27 protein-coding genes and 1 pseudogene are annotated in these 20,421 nt (G+C 64.5%); 19 read left to right on the top strand and 9 right to left on the bottom strand.

The features are described 5' to 3' along the window. Positions 1-3: 3 nt before the first annotated feature. From IE305_RS24070 to IE305_RS24040, 7 genes are all read right to left on the bottom strand, one after another. Positions 4-1,104 (bottom strand): phage major capsid protein, encoded by a 1,101-nt coding sequence (locus IE305_RS24070; protein ID WP_190131810.1) that lies wholly within the window; start codon positions 1,102-1,104, stop codon positions 4-6. A 66-nt stretch (positions 1,105-1,170) separates the two neighbouring features. Continuing rightward, positions 1,171-1,704, bottom strand: coding sequence for a hypothetical protein (locus tag IE305_RS24065; protein ID WP_190131809.1), 534 nt, complete (start codon positions 1,702-1,704; stop codon positions 1,171-1,173). A 44-nt stretch (positions 1,705-1,748) separates the two neighbouring features. Next, positions 1,749-3,200 (bottom strand): phage portal protein, encoded by a 1,452-nt coding sequence (locus tag IE305_RS24060; protein ID WP_190131808.1) that lies wholly within the window; start codon positions 3,198-3,200, stop codon positions 1,749-1,751. Positions 3,201-3,209: 9 nt separating this feature from the next. Continuing rightward, positions 3,210-4,202, bottom strand: coding sequence for a terminase TerL endonuclease subunit (locus tag IE305_RS24055; protein ID WP_229891450.1), 993 nt, complete (start codon positions 4,200-4,202; stop codon positions 3,210-3,212). 13 nt (positions 4,203-4,215) lie between these two features. After that, complete coding sequence (locus IE305_RS24050; protein ID WP_190131807.1) at positions 4,216-4,884, bottom strand: terminase large subunit domain-containing protein; 669 nt, start codon at positions 4,882-4,884, stop codon at positions 4,216-4,218. A gap of 16 nt (positions 4,885-4,900) precedes the next feature. Continuing rightward, on the bottom strand, positions 4,901-5,332 hold the full coding sequence (locus IE305_RS24045; protein ID WP_190131806.1) for a phage terminase small subunit: 432 nt from the start codon (positions 5,330-5,332) through the stop codon (positions 4,901-4,903). Positions 5,333-5,558: 226 nt separating this feature from the next. Next, positions 5,559-5,855 (bottom strand): HNH endonuclease, encoded by a 297-nt coding sequence (locus IE305_RS24040; RefSeq protein WP_190131903.1) that lies wholly within the window; start codon positions 5,853-5,855, stop codon positions 5,559-5,561. Between the two features lie 546 nt (positions 5,856-6,401). Here IE305_RS24040 and IE305_RS24035 point away from each other — a divergent pair. After that, positions 6,402-6,896, top strand: coding sequence for a hypothetical protein (locus IE305_RS24035; RefSeq protein WP_190131805.1), 495 nt, complete (start codon positions 6,402-6,404; stop codon positions 6,894-6,896). Between the two features lie 80 nt (positions 6,897-6,976). Here the strand turns inward: IE305_RS24035 and IE305_RS24030 are convergent, their stop codons facing one another. Next, positions 6,977-7,798 (bottom strand): MmyB family transcriptional regulator, encoded by an 822-nt coding sequence (locus IE305_RS24030; protein WP_229891448.1) that lies wholly within the window; start codon positions 7,796-7,798, stop codon positions 6,977-6,979. A 307-nt stretch (positions 7,799-8,105) separates the two neighbouring features. On the opposite strand from IE305_RS24030, the gene fabG reads away from it, so the two are divergent. The 18 genes and pseudogenes from fabG to IE305_RS23940 all read left to right on the top strand — a co-directional run bounded on the left by fabG (position 8,106) and on the right by IE305_RS23940 (position 18,526). Then, complete coding sequence (fabG, locus tag IE305_RS24025; protein ID WP_190131803.1) at positions 8,106-8,810, top strand: 3-oxoacyl-ACP reductase FabG; 705 nt, start codon at positions 8,106-8,108, stop codon at positions 8,808-8,810. Between the two features lie 125 nt (positions 8,811-8,935). Then, positions 8,936-9,283: a hypothetical protein gene (locus IE305_RS24020; protein ID WP_190131802.1), complete on the top strand. Its 348-nt coding sequence runs from the start codon at positions 8,936-8,938 to the stop codon at positions 9,281-9,283. Then, a complete protein-coding gene (locus IE305_RS24015; protein WP_229891446.1) occupies positions 9,280-10,056 on the top strand; it encodes a RecB family exonuclease in 777 nt (258 codons plus the stop codon). The genes IE305_RS24020 and IE305_RS24015 overlap by 4 nt, the downstream gene beginning before the upstream one ends. An 83-nt stretch (positions 10,057-10,139) precedes the next feature. Further along, positions 10,140-10,934 carry an AAA family ATPase gene (locus IE305_RS24010; protein WP_229891444.1) on the top strand — a complete coding sequence of 265 codons (795 nt, stop codon included), beginning with the start codon at positions 10,140-10,142 and terminating at the stop codon, positions 10,932-10,934. Between the two features lie 61 nt (positions 10,935-10,995). After that, positions 10,996-11,355, top strand: a complete 360-nt coding sequence (locus IE305_RS24005; RefSeq protein WP_190131800.1) for a hypothetical protein — start codon at positions 10,996-10,998, stop codon at positions 11,353-11,355. After that, on the top strand, positions 11,352-11,774 hold the full coding sequence (locus IE305_RS24000; RefSeq protein ID WP_229891442.1) for an endonuclease domain-containing protein: 423 nt from the start codon (positions 11,352-11,354) through the stop codon (positions 11,772-11,774). Before IE305_RS24005 ends, IE305_RS24000 begins: the two co-directional genes overlap by 4 nt. Continuing rightward, positions 11,771-11,926, top strand: coding sequence for a hypothetical protein (locus tag IE305_RS23995; protein WP_190131799.1), 156 nt, complete (start codon positions 11,771-11,773; stop codon positions 11,924-11,926). Before IE305_RS24000 ends, IE305_RS23995 begins: the two co-directional genes overlap by 4 nt. Then, positions 11,904-12,122, top strand: a pseudogene (locus IE305_RS33840) (CHC2 zinc finger domain-containing protein); the annotation flags it as partial. The gene IE305_RS23995 and the pseudogene IE305_RS33840, both read left to right, overlap by 23 nt. 22 nt (positions 12,123-12,144) lie before the next feature. Beyond that, positions 12,145-12,831 carry a toprim domain-containing protein gene (locus tag IE305_RS23985; RefSeq protein ID WP_229891440.1) on the top strand — a complete coding sequence of 229 codons (687 nt, stop codon included), beginning with the start codon at positions 12,145-12,147 and terminating at the stop codon, positions 12,829-12,831. Then, positions 12,831-13,352, top strand: a complete 522-nt coding sequence (locus IE305_RS23980; RefSeq protein ID WP_229891438.1) for a DUF3310 domain-containing protein — start codon at positions 12,831-12,833, stop codon at positions 13,350-13,352. The genes IE305_RS23985 and IE305_RS23980 overlap by 1 nt, the downstream gene beginning before the upstream one ends. Next, complete coding sequence (locus IE305_RS23975; protein ID WP_190131797.1) at positions 13,349-13,786, top strand: hypothetical protein; 438 nt, start codon at positions 13,349-13,351, stop codon at positions 13,784-13,786. Before IE305_RS23980 ends, IE305_RS23975 begins: the two co-directional genes overlap by 4 nt. Further along, on the top strand, positions 13,783-14,604 hold the full coding sequence (locus IE305_RS23970; RefSeq protein WP_190131796.1) for a metallophosphoesterase family protein: 822 nt from the start codon (positions 13,783-13,785) through the stop codon (positions 14,602-14,604). Before IE305_RS23975 ends, IE305_RS23970 begins: the two co-directional genes overlap by 4 nt. Then, positions 14,597-15,166 (top strand): hypothetical protein, encoded by a 570-nt coding sequence (locus tag IE305_RS23965; protein ID WP_190131795.1) that lies wholly within the window; start codon positions 14,597-14,599, stop codon positions 15,164-15,166. Before IE305_RS23970 ends, IE305_RS23965 begins: the two co-directional genes overlap by 8 nt. Then, positions 15,163-15,384, top strand: a complete 222-nt coding sequence (locus IE305_RS23960; RefSeq protein ID WP_190131794.1) for a hypothetical protein — start codon at positions 15,163-15,165, stop codon at positions 15,382-15,384. The genes IE305_RS23965 and IE305_RS23960 overlap by 4 nt, the downstream gene beginning before the upstream one ends. Continuing rightward, positions 15,374-15,889 carry a D29-gp49 family protein gene (locus tag IE305_RS23955; protein WP_190131793.1) on the top strand — a complete coding sequence of 172 codons (516 nt, stop codon included), beginning with the start codon at positions 15,374-15,376 and terminating at the stop codon, positions 15,887-15,889. Before IE305_RS23960 ends, IE305_RS23955 begins: the two co-directional genes overlap by 11 nt. Positions 15,890-15,921: 32 nt before the next feature. Further along, positions 15,922-16,461 (top strand): endonuclease domain-containing protein, encoded by a 540-nt coding sequence (locus tag IE305_RS33835; RefSeq protein WP_190131792.1) that lies wholly within the window; start codon positions 15,922-15,924, stop codon positions 16,459-16,461. Positions 16,462-16,469: 8 nt separating this feature from the next. Then, complete coding sequence (locus IE305_RS23945) at positions 16,470-18,272, top strand: DNA polymerase (protein ID WP_190131791.1); 1,803 nt, start codon at positions 16,470-16,472, stop codon at positions 18,270-18,272. A gap of 8 nt (positions 18,273-18,280) precedes the next feature. Then, the gene (locus IE305_RS23940; protein ID WP_190131790.1) at positions 18,281-18,526 is read left to right on the top strand and encodes a hypothetical protein; all 246 of its coding nucleotides are present in this window, start codon (positions 18,281-18,283) and stop codon (positions 18,524-18,526) included. A 154-nt stretch (positions 18,527-18,680) separates the two neighbouring features. Here the strand turns inward: IE305_RS23940 and IE305_RS23935 are convergent, their stop codons facing one another. Next, positions 18,681-20,333 (bottom strand): recombinase family protein, encoded by a 1,653-nt coding sequence (locus IE305_RS23935; RefSeq protein ID WP_190131789.1) that lies wholly within the window; start codon positions 20,331-20,333, stop codon positions 18,681-18,683. Positions 20,334-20,421: the final 88 nt, after the last annotated feature.

Here is a 20,421-nt window from a genome sequence, read left to right as displayed (position 1 = left end):
CCGTTAGGAGCCCGAGGGCGCGGTCGTCTTCTCGGTGATCGACACCTTCAGGCCGCGCACGAACGATTCGCCGATGCCGACGCCACGGACCGAGTAGTCCGGGTCCTCCTTGACGGTGGACAGGCCGTACATGGTGTCCAGGCCGATCGTGTCCGCCTTCTTGGCGTAGTCGTAGTCGATCAGCATGCGGGTGGCGATGCCGTTGATGTTCTGGACGCTGCCCTGGACGGCACCCATCGGGATCGCCGGGCAAGCACTGACCAGGAGCATCGCGCTCTTGTGGAAGAGGTACATCTCCAGGCCGAACGAGTTGTGGATCACGATGTCGAAGCCGTAGATCCGGCCCACGACTGCCCGCCGCAGGGCGTTGGTGTCGCCGGAGTAGTCGACCGCGACGAATTCCGGGTCCTTCAGGAGGATGGCCTCGACCTCGGGGCCGGCGATCAGGTACCGCTCGGAGGCCGGCACGTTGGCGACGTTCATCGCCATGCGGGCGTCAACGAGCGCGGTACGCAGGCCGAGGGCGCGGGCCTTCATGTTCTCGCCCGTCCCGTCCGCAGCCGGGATGGTCACCTCGACATCGCCACCGACGACCTTCTTCTGCGCGGCGCTCAGACCGGATCGCGTGATGTTGGTCTTGATGAAGGTCGCGGTGGTGTCATCGAAGTACTCCGCGAAGCCGCGCGTCAGCTTGGTCAGCACCTGGGTACCGAACTGCTTGAGGTCGAAGGCAACCTGCTCCATCGACAGCGCGGTGGAGTTCTGAGCGAGGGTGGTGAGCTGGACGGGGAACCGGCTCTCGTTGATGAAGCCGACCGGCGCCAGGCGATCGTTGGTCGGCAGCGGCCGGTCCGAAGCGGCGGCGAACTTGTTCTTGTCGCCCTTCACCGGGTTCCAGATCGGCTCAGAGATGCCGGCCGCCTGCACCGGGATGCCGCGGCTCTCGCGGTTCACGTTGATCACGTCACCGAGGCCGCCGGTGAACTTCAGCTCTGAGTACCGGGCCGGAATCCCGCCCAGGGTGAGCTGCCGGTCCAGGAGGCCGAGAGCAGCAATAGTGACCTGCTTTGGGTCAAGATTGAAATGATGCGTGGTAAGCGCCATAGGCGTGCCTCCAAAAGGGCATAAAAAAAGCCCTCCTGGAGGGGAGGGCGTTCAGGGAGTCTCGGGCTAGATGAAGGACCCGCCAGCGATGAAGTCGGCCAGCTCGTTTGGGTCCATGGAGGAAATGTCACTGCCGCCGCCCCGGTGGTAGCCGGTCCCCATGAGCTGAGGGAACTCCGGCTGTGCCGCAGGCGTCGGGAGCGAGGCGATCAGCTCAGTGACCCGTTCACGGTCGGCGCGGCCGTCCTCAGCCACGAAGCGAGAGAGGTCCAGGTAGTCGGTCGGCACGGAGACACCGGCCGCGGCTGCCTGGGCTCGGATCTCCGCCTCGGCCAGCGAGGTCCCCACCTCTGCCAGTGCGGCCTTCCGGGCTTCCGCCTTCGCCGACTCGATGGCCTTCTCCTGCTCGGTCATCTGTGCGTGACGGATGCCCTCCAGTTCCCTGGTGGCCTGCTTCCAGCGCTTCTCGTTCTCACGGGACAGGCGCTTCCACTTCTCCAGCTCGTCAGTGGGGCCGGCCTCGACCGGAGCCTCGGGCGATTGGGGCGCCTCGACGTCGGGGGCAGGGCTGTCGACAGGGTTGTTCTGCGTCTCGTTCATGCGCTAAATCCATTTCAGATGGACCCGCCATTCCGGCGAGTCGGTTACTTTTTCTCGCTGAGCTTGCGATTCACGTTGCCTGAATTGCCTTGCGGGGACTTCTGAGCCATTTGGGCTGCCTTCGCTTCGCTCGGCGCGCTCCCTCCCGGCTGCTGTTGCTGCGGGCCGAGCTTCTGGACCTCTGCCGCAGCGCGGGCATCGTCCTTCCGCATTTCACGGAAGGCACTGATCTGGGACGGGGTGTAACCCGCATCGCTCCACAATTGCTCTTCAGGAACGTTGAGCTGCTTCAGCTTGAGAAGGGCATCAATATGCTGCGCCTCGGTCCTGTACTCCGGATCGCGCCACACAGTTTCCATCGCGAACGCCTTAGCCCGCTCATCCCGCTTCACCGCGAAGCAGAGGCGGATTACCTTTTCCCATGCCTCGCCAAAATGAAGCATGCGTTCCCGGACCTTTGCGACCAGCCCGGCCTCTGCGCTGATGATGGACTCACCAGAGGGTGCCGCTCCTCCGTTTACGAGGAAATAGTGGGGCGGGGTGCGGGATATGGAACTCATGTGCTGGAGCAGGAGGCCGACCAAGTCGCAATAGTTGCTGAGGCTGGCGGCCTCGAATTGCCCGAACTTCGCCTGCGGGTCCTCGGCCTGTAGGAGCTTGTCCACCGCAACCTTGAAAGGCTCGACCGGGTTTCCCTGGTCGTCTTCCACGATCTCCAGGCCCGTCACATACCGCTGAGGGAATGCGGCAAATTCCGATGCGGTCAGCGCATCCGAGACCGTCTTGTTGATCGCGTCCTGAATCGGAATGACGTTCGCGAGGTCCGAGTACGGGTCGCCGGACAGCCGGGAGCGGTTGTGAAACGGGACGACCGGCACAACGCCCAGGGGGTTCGGGCGCTTGGCGCCGTCTTCCCACTCGGCCTCGCCGCGCTTGGTCTCATAGACGTAGTCCTCGGTCCACAGGGTGACCCACTGCCGGCCCCAGTCGTCCATGAAGAAACGTGCCGCGGCTTCCAGCTCGGTCCTGCTGCCGGGCTTGTACTGGACGACCATGTTCTCGGCGGAGACAGGGAGGATGGACGGCTCGCCTTCCTTGTCGGCCCAGACCAGGACGTAGGCGCGGCCCTGCACCATCGCGTCCAGGTGGACGGCGTTGGAGAGCACATCCATGCTGCTGCGCTGCCAGAACTCCCAGGCGTCCTTGTCGGTGCCGGGAGATTCAGGTATTCGGAAGGCGTCCACCGTCATGCGCTCGGTCGCGCTGTCGATGATCAGGCCGCAAAAGTTGTCGCGCCAGCTCTCGAAGACCTCGCGGAATTCGGCTTTGAAACGGGCCTGCGAAAAGGCGAGCCGCTGGTGCTCTCCTTCGTAGTATTCAGCGTAGCGGAACATGTCCGGCAACTGGTCTGTCAGCTTTCCGTACAGATAGGCCAGCCAGTCAGTCGGGGATTCCGGAGGGCCGGCCGCGGCGTATCCGTTGGGGGGAACAATCATGGAACCTCGCTAAAAGCCGACCACGCGCCCCCTTCGCGAATTGAGTCGTCCGTCGGCGATGGCGTCGGCCCGGCCTTCAAAAGCGAGAATGGCACTGACGGCCGCGTCGATCTTCTTCTTGGAACGGGGGGAATCTTTGGTAATCAAGAGGCCCTGCGGCACTTCGCGCGTAACGGCGTTCAGCATGTGCCGGGTCAGATCCGGATTGCCGTCGTGCTTCACGTCGCCAACCGCGACAGCGGAATGAAGGCGCTCAGTGGCCTCACACATGCGCATGGGCTTGTTGGTCCAGTACTCGAATACACGGTCATCGCCGTAGGCGATGGACCAGCGCCCGATGGCCTCTTGGAAGTAAGGCGGGTCGCAGAACATCCATTCAACGCGATAGGTTTCGAATGTCCTCTTCACCGCTGCTTCGACGGCAAGGACATCCACTTCCCAATCAGGCTGGCGAGGGTCGCGGGGGTTTTCCCACAGGCCGATCAGGAAAAGTTTCCCGTCCCGAAGGCGGCAACCCACGATTGATGTGGCATCGCCGCGGAGGCTGCCGTCGAATCCCACGGATATCTGGTCGCCCGGCTTGATCGGGTCGTCCTCGTCTAGGCAGGCGTCCCATTCGGCCTTGACCAGCCAGCCGTCCGCGTTCTCCTGGATGTTGTTCAAGTAGAAGCGGTAGGCAATGGCCGCGCTGGTGCGCGGGTCCATGACCGCCTCTACGATGCCGTCGACATCGACCCAATGGGAGTCGCCGTAGGCGTCGATGACAGCGGCCCGGACGGCCTCCTCGTCCTTGAGGTCGACGTCCCGCTCCGCCTCGCGGCAGTCGTACAGGATGCGCTTGGCGCCGAACTCGATGGCGGCCTCGTAGGTCCGCTGGGCGATGCTGCCCTCGTTCGGGTTGAACGCGTTGGTGGTCTCCAGCAAGCGACTGCCGGCACCGGCTGTCTTCTGGACGTTACGGTCCAGGGTCTCCCAGACGTAGGTGCCCTGGTTGCTGTCCACCCAGTGGTGGACCTCATCGCAAACAACAAATCGGCATGGGCCGGCCCCGACAGAGACGTTTCTGCCGGGGCCGGGCAAAGGTGGGCCTCGCCCCCTCAAGGCCCCGACTGCTGGAGGTGACCGGCTCGATGCGCCCGGGGCGGCCGTCCTTGAACTGGATGATGCCCTTGCCGATGTCGAGCCGGAACTCGCGCTCGGCCGGACTCTCGGCCAGCATGCCGCGGATCATGTCCCTGGTGTTGGCGGTCTGGTCCAGGGACGTCGCGGCGATCTGCACGAGCGGCAGGGGAACCCGCTTGGCGATGGGGTGCTTCTCCGGACCGGAGTGCGGCTTCTTACCGGCACCGCCGCCGCAGGTGTAGCAGGGCTCGCCCTGCTTCGCCCAGTGGGAAAAGCGAGCAGGGCCGATGAACTCGATGATCGCGATGGCCGCCAACAAGGGGGTCTTGCCCCATCCCTTGGCGCGACGCAGGGCCGCCGTGCGGTAGACCCACCGGCCGTTGTCATCGATCGCGTAGAGCCACAGCAGGAAGCGCAACTGCTCGGGGCTGAAGCTCCACGGGCGGCCGGCGTGCTCGCCGTCAGGCTGGACGATGTACCGCTCGGCCCAGCGCATGATCTCGTAACCGAGGCTCCGGGAGCGGGGCGGAATGCCGGATGGCATGTTTCCCGTCAGCGGCATCCGCTCACCGCCTTTCTCACTCGGAGAGCATCTTGAACAGCTCCTCATCCAGGTTCGTGGTGGCTTCCTGGGTGGCTTGTGCGGCTTCCTGCTCTGCTTGCTGGTCGAAGTTCATGCGAAGTCGGGCTCGGTCCTCGGTGGTGGCGCCCCACCGTCCGACTCGTTGCCGGATCTCGCCGGCCAGCCGCACGTTGCCCTGGTAGAACGCGTCCACGAGCCGGGTGGTCAGCTCCAGTTCGGCCCAGTCGGTCTCAAGCCAGTGCTCGGTCTGGGGGGCTGCTGCCCAGGTCTTCCAGAAGCGTTTGGCGCCGCCGGTTTCGATGCCGAGAGACTTCGGCAGGGCTCGGCCCTCGCCAGAGCTGAGGGATAGGCCGTGCTCCCCGAGGGCGTGATCGGTGTTGCGGCGTCGGGCGTTGGGGTTGGGGGCCGGCCCGCGTCGAGACGGCATCAGGGCACACTCCGAAGGCTGTTGGGGTCGACTCCGTACAGCTCGCCCAGCTCCGACAGCTCGAAGAGGGCGTCCTGTATCCATTGGCGCTTCTCCGCGGCCTTCGAAGGTCGGCGGGCGGCCTTGTTCGGCGGGAAGGGGCACTGGCAGTCAACGCACAGGCCATCGCACAAGGGCACTGGAAGCCTCCGTGGTGTGGAGTGAATGAATGATTGAGTCGGGGGGCCTACCGGTCCTCGTAGTAGGTCTTGCGTCTGTGGCAGTCCCTGCACAGGACCCACAGGTTCGACAAGTCCCACGTGCCGCCCCTGGCGATCGGGACCACGTGGTCAACCTCCAACTCGGCCCGCGAGCCGCAACGTTGGCACGTGAAGCGGTCTCGGGCCAGGACAAGGGACCTGCGCTTGTGGAAGTCGCCGGGCCGGTTGAGGTTGCGCGCCGAGGTCTTCCAAGTCCTCTTGGGAGGGGCGTGGTTCTCGCAGCGCCCTGAACGAATGGTCACGGAGGTACAGCCCACCGACATGCATATCGACTTGGCTCGGGGCATCGTGGCCTCCCTCCATGAGCGGTGAGTCGACGGGATTCGAACCCGCTCTTCCGCCCTTGCGGGGCGGAGTGCACGCCTGACACTGCGACTCCAGCGCGGAGCGACCGCGCCTTTGCTCGCTGCGGTGATCAAGCACAGCGAACCGAATGAGGGCCCCGGCTGGTTTCTTGTCTGGCAGCCGGGGCCGTGATCTTCCTGGATCTCTACCAAGAGAAAAGAGTCATCTGGGAGATCAACAGGAAGAGGGCTTTCTTACAGTTAATTCATTCAAGAACTCCGAGGGAGATTTTCCGTTCGACCTCGTTTCACTCGGTCTCACTATGTATGTAGGTGTTACTCAGACCGATATGACCGACGGAGGGGCAAAGTGAGATCCATGTCACTCTCGCTTGAATCGCGGTTGACTCTGGGCGGAAAAGTTGATGTGCGACGCGTGATCTTGGTACGGTCTGAGCGTCCCCTGCACATGACCCCCTTCCGATGAAGGCGTGTCGAAAGCCCGTGCTCGAAAGGTCGCTGTCCGTGACCAAGCTGCCCTCTGACGCCGAACTCGCCAAGATGTTCCATCTCGGCGTGCCCGACGCTCGCCTCGCCGAGCAGTACGGAGTAACCGTCCAGGCCGTCAACAAGCGACTCGTGAACATGGGGCTGAGGAAGAAGCCGATCGCTGTCCGAGTGAACGAGCTGGTGAAGTCCGCCTGGGACGTGAAGACATCGCGCAGCGGCCCCAGCCACCACAACGCCTACATCCTGAAGAACCTGAAGGTCTACATGCGCGTTCAGCTCGGGGACAAGGTGAGCCAGACGCAGCAGCGCGAAGCGGACTGGCTGGTCGGCCGCCTGCTCAGGGACAACACCGTCATCGACTACGACCCCGCGACGGAAGACGGCTGGAAGTACGTGCCCCGGGAACCCTCGGACGGGCGCAGGATCATCCGGTGGCCGGCGGACAAGGAACTGCCTGACGCGGAACTCCAGCGGGCCATGGAACTGCCCCGGGGCGAGTCCGCCGAGTAGCCCAGGGAACGGGAGAAGGGCCGCCGCGGTAAGCGGCGGCCCTTCTCTGTCAGGGTCTGCGGTGCGCCGCACGTCAGTCCTTAGAGGGCGGGCGGAAGGCCCGTGGGCTGGCTGTCGGCGGGAACCGAGACGATGAAGCGCATCGTGGGGTCGCGCAGCGGCGTGAAGCCGAGCCAGACGACCTCGAACTCCCGGTCGTGGTGGTGCGGCAGGTAGATGCGCCGGTGGGAGCCGTCGGGGTGCGTGTACGAGGTGACGTCCTCGTCGTAGATGCGGCGCGCGTCCTCATCACTCTCGCGGATCTCGCGGACGACTTCGGCGAGCCGCTGGTGGTCCGGGTTCTTGTTGGCGGCCATGCGGAGCTGGGCGGCCATCGGCTTTGCCCATGCGTTTTCCCAGTCGATGAGCTGCATCCGCGCCTCGGGGTAGGTGAGTACCCAGATCATGATGTTGATCCCGTAGGCCATCCATCGCCACTGCTTCAGTGCCGCGTGGTTGTAGATGCGCAGGTCCCACGCCAGATCGGAGATGTAGGCCGGCATCTCGTGCTGCCTGACGTAGTCCGCCAGGTAGGGGTCGATGCTGCTCGTGTCGGGGCGGGGGCGTGGTGCCGGTTCGCGGTGGACGGCGTAGACGTAGAGCGCGTGCCGCTCGTCGTCGTCCAGGAGCAGGATGCGGCAAACCCGTTCCAGGAAGTCGTTCGAGTAGGGCGCCGCCTTGCCCGTCTCCAGCATGCTGTACCAGCGAAGGCTCACACCGACGAGATCTGCCACCTCAGGCTGTGTCAGGCCGTGCTTGCGGCGGCGGCCGTACCGGGCGGTGAAGCCCGGCACCTCATTGGGGTCTACGCGCCGCCGCCAGGCGCGGAGAAGGCGGGTCAATTCATTTTTCTGGTGGCACATCAGATTTTCGCTATTCGATCTTCGGTTGGAGTCACTAAGGCCACCAAAGGTGACGGTGCCTCAGGCAACTATCGGTTCCCATTGATCTTGTGACGTAGGACACATTTGATGGTTGTTGAATTCCCGACCACAAGTGGAACGCGGTAGTTCCAGGAATCGATCGGTTCTATGGAACCGGTAACTTCCATCCTAAGAGACGGTAAAGAGTGCATAGTGAAGGGGTGGCGGAGGACCTGCTTCCGGATCTGCCACGGAACGACGTACGCCACGGGCCTGACTTCCCGTGGTATTGAGTGAGGGGAATCCCGTGAGCCGATCCGTCTTCGTTACTGGTGGGAACCGAGGCATTGGCCTTGCCATAGCCCGAGCTTTCGAGGCGTCGGGCGACAAGGTCGCCGTCACCTACCGCTCTGGTGAAGCACCCGCCGGCCTCCTCGGCGTGCAGTGCGATGTCACGGACCCGGCCCAGGTGGACGCCGCCTTTGCAGCGGTGGAAGCGCAGCACGGGCCCGTGGAGGTCCTGGTCGCCAACGCCGGGGTGACCCGGGACCAGCTCCTCATGCGGATGTCGGAGGAGGACTTCATGGCGGTCCTCGACGCCAACCTGATGGGCACCTTCCGCGTCGCGAAGCGCGCCAGCCGCGGCATGCTCAGGCGCCGTTCCGGCCGCATCATCGCCATCTCCTCGGCCGTCGCCCTGCGCGGTGAGGCCGGCCAGAGCAACTACGCCGCCTCCAAGGCCGGTCTCGTCGGATTCACGCGCTCGCTGGCACGCGAGCTTGGCTCACGGAACATCACCTGCAACGTCGTCGCTCCGGGCCTGACCGACACGGCGATGGCTGCGGCTCTGCCCGAGGAGCGTACGGCCGCCATGGTTGAGCAGATCCCGCTGCGCAGGCTCGCGCAGCCCGAAGAGATTGCCGCAGCCGTCCACTTCCTGGCGTCCGACGCCGCCGCCTACATCACGGGCGCCGTCGTGCCGGTCGACGGCGGCGCCGCCATGGGGCACTGACGCTCAGAGCCCGGCGCACACCGTTGCGCCGGGCTCGTCATCGGACGTGTTCATGTGAGACCGCCTCGGGGGGGAAGGCGCCGTGAGCTGTACCCCCGAGTCATGCGACAAGGAGAATCGACCGCATGGCTTTGTCCTGCGCCCTGGCCCCTGCCAAGCCGCATTTGGTTGAAAGCCTCCTGAAGGCCATCGAAGATGCGCCGATCAAAGAGGTGCCTAGTTATCTGTTGGTCAGTGTCGGCGCCATGGTGTGCAAGATCGTCGCCATTGGCATCACGTACTACCACCTCGTGGTGAGCGACCAGGCCACAGACGACTGCGAGAAGGACGTCGACACCACCTTCCGGGAGGAAGGCATCAAGCAGTGGCGGGACGGCGCAATCGAGGTCGTCCACATGCCCTACCCCAACATGTTCTTTCCCGGCAGCGCCAAGTCCACCATGTACGTCATCCACCCGGAGGTTGCCCGTTGAGCATCGAGACCCAGCCACGCTCGGTGTCCCAGACCGAGCAGTACGAGAAGTGCGCTCACCGCTTCTACCTCCAGCGCGTCGAGAAGGTGACGCCGAGGCCGGCGGCGTGGAGTCACCACGGGACCGCCTTCCACAGCGCCGCAGAAGCCTTCGAGCTGTCCGGCCGGGCCATGGGCGCAGACGAGGTAGTGACGCTCTTCTCCGAGCGGTACAGCGCCCTGGTGAACAAGAGCCTCGACAAAGAGCCGAACACCGACCTCTGGCTCTCAGCCACCGGCACCGGCGGGGAGGACATCGAGAGGCGCTACGTACTCGGCCAGCAGCAGACGGGCCGGTACGTGGAATGGGCAGCCGCCAACCCCACCGAGACCTACCGCACCCCCGACGGCACGCCCGCTGTCGAGCAGTACTTCATGGTCGAGTTGGGCGGCGTCCGAGTGCGGGGCTTCATTGACCAGCTCGTGCAGGACGCGGACGGCACGGTGCGCCCGAGGGACTGGAAGACCGGCTCCATGAAGAGCAAGTTCCAGCTTGAGACCTACGGTGTCGCCGTACGCAAGCTCTACGGCGTGGAGGTCAACAAGGCGGACTGGTACCTCGCGAAGACCGGCCGCCTGTCGAGGCCCGTTGCGCTGGACAAGGTAACGGAAGAGGCAGTGGGAGAGCGGTACGCCGCCATGGACGCTGGCGTGAAGCGCGGCGACTTTCCCGCCAGCCCTGGCTTCTCCTGCCGCTTCTGTGACGTTTCCCACGCCTGTTCATTTAAGCAATAAGTTGATGCGCGAGGCGAATTCAACTACTCTGAAGACAGAAGGAAAGAGGAGTTCGGGTGTATTCACTTAGTCAGTCCGTACGCATGAAGGGTGCAGCCGGTGAGCCGATCAGGTCCCCTTTTAAGGGGCTGACCGAACTCGGGGCGGACTTCCGCAGGGGGGAGCTGTCCGTTGTCGCCGCCGCTGGCGGCACGGGGAAGTCTGTGGCCGCCCTCAATCTGGCCGTCCGCAGCAACGTGCCGACCCTCTACTTCTCGGCGGACTCAACCGCGGCAACGCAGCTCTCCAGGGCTACGGCCATCCTGACGGGCGATGACGCCAAGAGCATCAAGGCCAAACTGCACGCTGACGACTTCGAGGAGTACAACGACGTGCTGGCAGAGCGCTGGTGGCAGCGATTCAACTACTCCGCAAGGCCCACGCCGGCCGAGATTGAGCTGCACCTTGAGGCGTACTGGGAGGTCTTCAACGTCTACCCGCACCTCGTCGTCGTGGACAACATCACCAATATCGATGCGGGCGGCGCCGCCAATGCCGACGAGTTCACCTTCTCGTTGGAAGGGCTCTGCGACTACCTCAACGAACTCGCCCGCGAAACGCATGCACACGTCATGGCCATGCACCACGTCATCGGCGACTACGCGGACGGGCTCAAACCGATTCCGCAGTCCGGCCTCAAGGGAAAGATCAGCAGGGTTCCGGCCCTCATTCTGACCATCCATAAGGAGATCGACGGCATGGACGGCCGCACCTTGCATATCAGCCCCGTGAAGAACCGCGAGGGCTTCGAAGACAGCAGTGGTGAGACCTACGCCTCCTTCAGCTTCAACACGAGCAACATGCGCCTGGAGGACGTCGCCGTCGCCACGGCCTTCTGAAGCAGCACCACAAAGTTGATGTGCGATGGGCGTGCATCGGGCTCTACGTGAAAGGGAAGCAGTGATCACCACCCGCAACCGCCAGCATGGCCGACGCCCCAAGGGCTTCAGCATCTCCATGGACCTGTCCGGCAACCTCGCCGAGCGCTTCCCGCTTGACGCAGACGAACGCACCAAGCTCACCGAACCGGTGGCCCTGCTGGTCGAACTCGGCGACACGGTCACCACCGGCAGCGTGCGCCAGCTCGCCCACGAACTCCGCGGCCGGGGCCAGTTGCAGGTGGTCGTCACCCGGCGCGGACGAGGCGGACGCCAGCTCGTCAAGGTCATGGCCGACGACACGCTGTGCGCCTACGCGGCGGATTGCGACCAGGCCGGACGGCTCATGCGCCTTGAGCGCACTCTCCGGAAGGCCGCGTGACGGGCCCCCGCAAAGGCTTCCGGCGCTGCTCGCGCTGCGAAAGGAACCGGGCCGAGAGGTTCTTCACGCCGCGCGGCAGGATCTGCGGGACGTGCAAGAAGACCGCACGGAGCACCGCCAGCCATGAGGCCCGTGTCCGTTCCACCTACGGCCTGGGCCCCGGCGAGTACGACACCCTGTTCCGCCTCCAGGGCGGCTGCTGCGCCATCTGCGGCGGAACCCGGCGTCAGCGCCTCTCCGTCGACCACTGCCACAAAACCCAACTCGTTCGAGGGCTGCTATGCCGCATGTGCAACGGCAGGCTGCTCACAGCGGCCAGAGACCGGCCAACCGTGCTCCGCGCGGCGGCTCAGTACCTCGATGACCCGCCCGCCCCCCGCCTCATAGGCCGGCGCTTCTACCAAGGCAAGGACAAGTGACACCGAAGAGCTACGGCAAGCCCATCGCCACGTACCGCGAGTGGCGAGGCGACAAAGCCTTCCTGGAGGCGGCCTACCGCAAGTACGAATTCCCGGTCAATACCCAAAAAGTTGAATCGCGAGGCAAGGATGAGCGCGCAGAAAGCCGCTAGGCCACCCATCGCCACGGTCCTCGCCCACTACTTCCCGGAGTGGCGGCCCCCGCAGAGCCCGACGCGCGTCGGCGCCTGGAGTAGATGCCTGTGCCCCTTCCACGCCGAGCGGACGCCCTCGGCAAGCATCAACTACGCCAAGAACAAGGTCCACTGCTTCGCCTGCGACCTGTCCTTGGACTCGATCGACATCATCATGCGACAGGAGAAGGCGGGGTTTGTCGAAGCTGCACGACTCGCAGAAAGCCGATTTGGTCACGGCGGCCAAGCGCTACGCGACCAACTACCAGGGCAGCCCGGCGGAACGCTACATGGCGCACCGCGGCCTCGGCAGCGTAGCGAAGCTCCGCCTCGGCTACGTTTCGGAGCCAGCCGTAGGGCATGAACTGCACCGTGGCCGCCTGGCCATCCCCTACTGGCGCCCCGCCGGGGGCATCCACGCCGTGGCCACCATCCGCTTCCGCTGCATCGCCGATGCGTGCGTAAGGGCACCGGACGGTTCATACCTGCCGCCCCACCAGGAGAAGCACGAGGGCCACGGCAAGTACATGGGGCTGCCCGGCCATCCGCCCCGCCTCTTCAACACGGCCGCCCTGCTCACCAGCAAGCCATACATCGCTCTGAACGAGGGGGAGTTGGACGGCGCTGCGGTCGAAGGAGCCGACGTTCCTGCTGTGGGCACCCCGGGGGTGTCGAGCTGGCGGGATCACTTCGACCCGGCGTTCGCGGGCTTCGAAATCGTCTTCGTTCTGGGCGACGGAGACGACGCCGGCCGCCGCTTCTCCGCCAAGGTCTGCGAGCGCTTGCCCAACGCCAAGGCCGTCGACCTGGGCGACGGCTACGACGCCGCCAGGTTCATCCACGAGTTCGGTCCCGCGAAGTTCCGAGAAAGGCTGGGTCTCTGATGGCGCGCTTCAACGTCGGCGACGAAGTGATCGTCGTCGCCGGATCTGGACAGATGGCGAGCTGGCTCTACGAGGACAAACGCGGGGTTGTCCAAGCCGTCCACGAGGGCCAGCCGTACCCGAACGACGTGCAGCTCCGCAACGGCGGCGCACTCTGCTTCACAGACGACGAGCTGATACCCGCCGCGGAGTCCAACCCGGGCCGGCGCCTCCTCGACGAGACGAAGGGCCTGGCCCTCGGCATCGACACCTACAAAGCACAGGAAGTCGTGAAGGCCGCCTTGACCACCTCAAGCACAAACCCCACGCACCGGCCCGCCGTCGAACACCCAGCGCACTACACCAACCACCCGAGCGGAATCGAGTGCATCGAGATCACCAAACACATGAACTTCCCTCTGGGTAACGCCATCAAGTACATCTGGCGCGCCGGCCTGAAGGGTGACCCGGTAGAGGACCTTCGAAAGGCGATCCGCTACGTCGAGATCGAGATCGAACGGACTGAGGACGGCTCGAAGTGAGCGACTGCTGTTCCTCGTACCCCTGCAACTGCATACGAGAAACCGACCTCGATCACCTGCTGGGCAAGGTAAGAGAACGGATTGTGCTGCACGGCGGAAGGGCTACAGCCCGTCAGCTTCTTCCCTACGTCAGGGCTACCGCATCCGTGGTCAAGTCCCTTCCCGGGATCACGACCGTCAGAGAAGACTCAGGGATCGGAAGGCCCAGAACCGTCTACCTCTACCAGCCTGCGAACGACCTCGCTACGCAAAGGACCGATGTGACACAAACCGACGACTTCCCCACGGCCATCAAGGAGGTCTCCTTCTGCATCGGAGCTGCGATGAAGAGTCTCTGGCTGGCGGAGTACGAAGACGAATCAACGCAAGAGCTGAAAGAGGCCGTGAGGGCCATCGAATACGAAATCACCCGCCGTGAGAAGGGAGCTGTGTGAGCGTCAAGGAAATAGCCATCGTCTCGGACGTGCAGTACCCGCTTCACGACGCACGGGCGGTGCGGAACCTGTGGGGCTACATCGGAGAGCGGCAGCCCGCCGAGGTACTGATCATCGGCGACTTCATGAACTACGCCGCTCCCAGCCGTTGGTCCAAGGGCAGCAGGGCCGAGTTCGAGAACGACGTCTTCCGGGAGTCCGAAGGCGGCAAGGCCCTCCTGGCCGAGCTGCGCGAGGGCTACAGCGGGCCGATCAAGTTCGTCATCGGAAACCACGACTCCCGCCCCCGTGACTACCTGCTCAAGTACGCGCCGGCCCTCGCCGCCAGCCGAGCCTTCGACATCGATGTGCTCTTGGGCTTCGACGAGTTGGACATCGAGGTCTTGCCGCCGTTCTCCGAAGTCGCGCCCGGATGGGTCGCCATGCACGGCCACGAGCTACGGGGACTGAACCAGATCCCGGGCAGGACAGCGGCGTCGAAGGTGAAGAAGCTGGACCGGTCCGTCGTCATGGGACACACCCACAAGAACGCGGTCTCGCCCGAGACGGTTGGCGTTGGGCGGCACCGGCGCACGCTCTTCGGCTTCGAGGTCGGGCACCTCATGGACGAGTCGAAGGCGGAGTACCTGTCCCAAGGCGTGGCGAACTGGCAAAAGGGCTGGGGACGGCTGCTCGTCGGCAAGTACTCCGCGGTGCCGGTACCGGTGTACGTCGAGCGCGACGGCTCGTTCGTGGTGGACGGCATCCGGTACGGGGCCATCCAGCGCAACAACCAGGGCCGCTTCGTCAGCCCGACGAAGGGAGCGAAGGTTGCCTGAACCGGTCGTCCTTGACTGGGCCTACCTCTCGGCCCTGGCGGATCGAGTGGCCTACAGCATCGCGCAGAAATGGAGCATCGTTGAACAGGACGATGTGAAGCAGGAGATCCTGCTTCACGCCTACGCACACCGGCCGACCATCGAAGCTCACTACGCCAACGAAGACTTCCTCTGGAAGATCTTCCAGAAGGCCGGCACCCAGTACGCCAGCAAGGAGCGCAACTACCGCGACCTCCTGGACGACGCGTACTACTACACCCCCGACGAGGCCAAGGCCGCATTGCGGACCTTCCTCTACACCGACGACGAGCTGAGCCAGATGGTCGGGAAGAAGGACGACCTTCTACAGGCCCGTGTCACCGACAACGTCGTCTCGGCACGCATCGACGCTGCGGCCTCCATGAAGAAGCTGCCCGAGCGGTATCAGCAGCTCCTCATGCGGCGCCACGTCTACGGCCTCCCCGTCCCCGACCAGGCCGACCGCCAAGCCCTCACGCGGGCCGCAGTCGCCCTCGCCCAGCAGATGAACCGCACCCTGCGCACCCGAAGGAACTCCGTGTGATCGAAACGACGAAAACGTACAGGCGAGACCTCGCCGCAGGGACGTTCGTCCGGCTGGAGGTCACCTACGACGACACGGCCAGCACCCCCACCTACATCGGCTACCGGGACGCTGACGGCGACCTCACCGAACTCAATCTCCACCCGCTCGACCTCACCAGCCTGCTGGACATGCTCAGCCACGCCCCGGCAGCGAAGGGAACCCGCTGTGTCGTATGACGACCCGTTCGCCGACAAGTCCCCCTGGGACGAGCCCAACCTCACCGAAACCGACACCCCTAAGGAAAAGCCCATGACCACTCCCGCCCCCACCACGCCCGCACCCTTCAAGATCGGCCTCACGGTGAAGGCAGGCCCGGACTACGGTGCCGAGTGGCTGACCCCGGCCGTCTACGGCCACACCGCCATCGAGACGGCAACCCGCGGCGTCGAGCTGCTGACCGCCATGAAGGAGAAGGGGCTGATCGAGTACAACGCCAAGTTCGCCCAGTACACCCGCGAGCAGTACAAGGGCGGGGCTGGCGCCGCACCCAAGCGGTTCGAGAACGGCAAGGTCGTCGCCTCGAACACGAACGGCAGCGACTACACCTGTGACCACGGGCAGAGGAACTTCAAGGACGGCGGGAGCTGGGCCGCCTACTTCTGTGGCGGCCGGGGCCTCGACAAGTCCGAGCAGTGCCCGCCGCTCTGGCGGCAGAAGGACGGCTCCTTCCGGGCGAAGTAATGAATTAACTCTACCCAAAAAGTTGATGTGCGATGGGGGTCGGCGAGATCGTCGACCCCCTGGGGGATGGCGTGGAATATCGGTACACCTGTGAACAATGCGCAAAGGGTGCGGTGGCATTCGGGTCCAGAGGGCCCGTGAAGCGGTATTGCGAGGAGTGCTCGAAGGTCCGGCGGAGGCTAAGGGCTAGCGGCGGTGCGAGGATCTGCCATAGGGCTGACTGTGGTAAGGAGGCCGCTTTCAACCGTAAATACTGTACTGAGGAATGCAGATCCATTGCCTGGAAGTCCCAGATAGCGGGGTGGCAAAAAGCTAATCCTGAAGCTCGATCGCGAGCGAGGATCAAGCATTGCTACGGCATCAGTCTTGAGCGGTACCGGGAGATAGTGTCTCGTCCATGTGCCATATGCGGTGCATACGAGCAGGGTGGTATGCACCTGGACCACTGTCATCGCAGCGGAAAGGTCCGGGGGAGTCTGTGTAAGCATCACAATTGGGGGATCGGCAATTTTCGCGACAATGTCGATCACCTTCGCGCCGCCATTGCGTATATCGAAGCCAATAGAGAGTAGGTGTCGAATTGCGGAGCCTTGAATACCCGATCAAGGGTCAGGCGGTTCGCATTCACGTCGTTGAAGCCGAGGACGACCTTCCCGACTTTGAGTCCTTCATCCTGGCCAACCAGGACCTCCTTGCACACGACTCCGAGACAACGGGCCTGGACTGGTGGAACGCCGGGGTCGGCACCTTCCGGGCCCGTCTCTGGCAGTTCGGCAACGCGCACGAGTCGTTCGTCGTCCCCGTCGAGAAGGGCCGCGCGTTCCGCAACGCGGTCCGCTGGGCGCTCAGGACGGCGCACCGGCTCATTGCCCACAACGGCACCTACGACCTGCACGTGGCACAGCAGTGCCTCGGCATCCCCATGGAGGAGCTAGCCCCCAAGAGCTGGGACACCAAGCTATTCGCCCACCTTGTCGACCCTCGGGCCGTCAAGGAGAGCGGACCCGGCCTCAAGCTCGAAGAGCTGACCCGGCACTACATATGCGAGGCCATCGCCGCCGAGGTGAAGGGCTCCATGGCGGCCATCGCCAAGGAGCTGAAGGTCAAGAAGGATGAGGTTTGGCCGCTCGTCCCGATCGACCATCACGGCTACCTGCTGTACGCGGGCATGGACCCGATCCTCGCCTTCCGCCTGTACAAGGTCCTCAAGTCGAAGGTGCCGGTTCGTAGTTGGCAGCGGGGCCTCGTCTCCTGGGAGCACCGGCTCGCGCACATCACAGCCAAGATCGAGCGGACCGGGTATCTCCTCGACCGCCAGTACGCGGAGGCCAAGGCCGCCGAACTGGCCCGCCAGCAGGAGAGATGGGAAGAGGTCGCCCGGCGCGAAGGCGTCGACAACGTCAACGCAAACGCGCAGATCATCGCCGCTCTCCAGCAGCGTGGCGTCAAGCTCACGAAGAAGACGAAGAAGGGAAACGTATGCGTCGATGACGAGGTGCTGACCTCGATCGGCATCCCGCTGACCGAGGCCATCATCCAGGCCAAGAAGGCGAAAAAGTGGAAAGCCACCTGGTTCGACAGGGCTCTCGGCGGCCAGGACCCTGAGGGGCGCGTCCACGCCAGCATCAACAGTTGCCAGGCCCGAACCGCTCGTATGAGCATCACGGGCGCGGTGCCAGCGCAGACGCTCCCGGCCGGGGACTCGTACGTGCGGCACTGCTTCCTCGCGGAGCCCGGCCACGTCACCGTGTCATCCGACTACGGGAACATGGAGCTGCGGGTGCTGGCCGCCTTCAGCGGCGACCCGACGATGCTGGACGCCTTCCACCGCGGCCTGGATCTGCACCAGATCACTGCCGACGCCGCAGGCGTTGACCGTAAGGCCGGTAAGGGCACCAACTTCACCGTCTGTTTCGGCGGCGGCTGGAAGGCAATTGTCGAGCAGTACGGCGTCGCGGAGGCCGAAGCCAAGAAGGCCGTCAAGGCGTTCTGGGAGACCTACCCGGGGGTCAAGCGCCTGGCCGACCGCCTTCAGCGCGAAGCGCGGCGCACCGGCTTCATCTACACCGGTACGGGCCGGCGCCTCCCCGTGGACCGCGACCGCGTGTACGCGGCGCTCAACTACTTCATCCAGTCGACCAGCCGTGACATCACGGCCCGAGCCCTGATCGAACTCGACCGGGCCGGATACACCGAGTACGTCCGCCTTCCAATCCACGACGAGCTGGTCTTCAGCTTCCCCCGGGAGCAGGCAGCGGAGTTGGCCGAGAAGACGGCCCGGATCATGGAAATGACGGTCAAGGGCCTCCTCGTCCCCGTTGACGCCGAGATCGGCGAACGGAGCTGGGGCAGCGTCCTCGACCTCGAAGCAAGCAAGCACTAAGGAATGAATTGTCCAACGCTGATGGGTTTGACGAGCTGATCTCTGGCATCGAGACGGAGATGAACCAGGCTCTGATCGAGAAGCGGGGTACCGCTGTTGTCGCCCTGGCCCGGATCACCGGTGTCGTCTACACAGAGGCGATAGCGGCCGGAGTCCCGCACGTCCTGGCTCAGGAGATGGCCACGGACTACTGGGCCAAGGAGATGCACCCCGAGGTCACTGCCGTCGCCGACGACCAGGACGGTGACGAGTGAGCACGGCAGCGCTGGAGACGGCACGGGTGCCAGACACTGTGGACCAAGCGATCGATGAGTGGGTGCAAACGCAACTTGCCGCCTCCCCGGACTGGGGAGACGACAAGTGGGAAACCTTGGGGAAGATCCTCGACGTCGAGTTCACCCCGGTCTGTTAGGACTTCCAGATAGGCGTGAGACGTCTCGGGTTCGGCATCTTATTGCCCTTCTCGCCCGGGGCCACCTGGATGGCGGCGAATACCTCGAACAAGACCTTGCGCTTCTGTTCGAGATCGTATTCGCCGCTTTTCCATTTCCGCATGATGTCCCCCGGAGCCTCTGACCCCTGCCGAGCCTCCATCTCGAAGCGCGCCCGTTCGCGCCGGAGCTTCTTCACCTCGGTCTCCAGCTTGGGGGCCAGCCGATAGAACATCTCATCGCTGATCTCGTCCGCCTCCCACTGCGCTTCCAGCTTGGCCAACTTGTCGGCCTTCTGCTTGAGCTGGGTTTCCAGCGGCCACACCACCTCGGGCGCCTTGTACGTCGCCTGGGCCTTCTCCAACTTGGCCATCAGCAGCAGCTCAATCTGCTTGTCGACCATCGGACCAGAGATCGCGTTCCGTGAGCACTTGTGACAGGTGTAGTTGTACGGGCTCCTCCTCGACCGGTTGGTCTTGCTCCCGCCCATCGGGTTGTTGCAGACACGTTCCTTCTTCTTGTTGCCGACCTCATCCTCCAGCACCCGCTGACAGCGAAGGAGTGACGAAGCCAGGTACTTGATGGTCTTCGGGATGCCCGTGATGCGGGGCGTGCCCGACCCGCGTGCGAGGTATGTGCTCCCGTCCTTGAAGGTGGCGCACACCGCGCGCCACTCCTCCGGGGTGGCGATCGTCTCCCAGATGCCCACGATCGGCGCGCCGTTGTCGTCCAGGACCAGCTCTCCCCGGTTGGCGCGGTAGCCGCAGACCCGAGGCGCGGTCATCATCTGGGTGAGCGTCTGCGGCACGATCTCACCGCCACGAGTCCCCGTGAGACCCCGCTTCTTCGCTTCAAGGCACAGGGTCTTCACGGCCTTGCCCTTGATGCGCTCGCGGATCGCCCACAACAGGAAGTCGGCCTCGGCCGGCCGCAGGTGAATCCTGTCGTCGTCCCAGCCGAACGGCCTCGGCCCGCTGTGGGGGAGGCCGTCAAGGATGCGGTCCTGGTGCCAGTCGCGGATGCGACGCTTCTTCTTCAGCGACTCGGCCTTGTTGACCACCGCCATGACGCCCGTCTTGATGATCTCACTCTCCTCGGTGAGATCCATGGGGCCTGACGGCGTGTAGAAGCGGCGCGCCGGGTCGAGCGTGAGGGCGTCCACGAAGTCTTCCCAGTCCCGGTTCGTGCGCTGCACGCGGTCCTGGTCGACGCAGATCACGCCATCGACCCGGTAGCCCTCCGGCGTGTACCCACGGCGTAGGTCCCGCTGCATCGCTAGGAAGTCCGGGCGGACCACGTCGCGCTTCGAGGCGGACAGGTCGTTGTCGGTGTAGCGGTGGACGATGATCGCGCCATGGCGGGCGGCGTTCTTGTCGTTCCGGCGGTGCTGGTTGGCGACGCCCTTCCCGGCGGCCCATGCGGAGGTGGCGGCCTTCTTCTTGTTGTGCTTGCGCCAGTCGTCCGAGATGCGCGAGTAGGCGATGAGGAAGGGAGTGTCCGGGTAGAGCTTGGCCAGCTCTTCAGGGGATGGCAGCCCGGCAGGCACGCCCCTCAGCTCAAGATCATCCGGCCCGGTGTCCTCGGGCGCCGCGGCGGCGCCGAAGGTTCCCCCTCTGGTTATGTTCAACATGCACCTTCTTGGTCTTGCGTCCCGGCTGCCCGGGTTGTGTACATTGGGGCGAGTCGCCTCGCGCATCAACTTTCACTCTACATCGCAC

Source organism: Streptomyces mashuensis (assembly GCF_014654785.1).
GTDB classification, from domain to species: domain Bacteria; phylum Actinomycetota; class Actinomycetes; order Streptomycetales; family Streptomycetaceae; genus Streptomyces; species Streptomyces mashuensis.
This window is presented reverse-complemented; position numbering and strand designations above follow the sequence as displayed.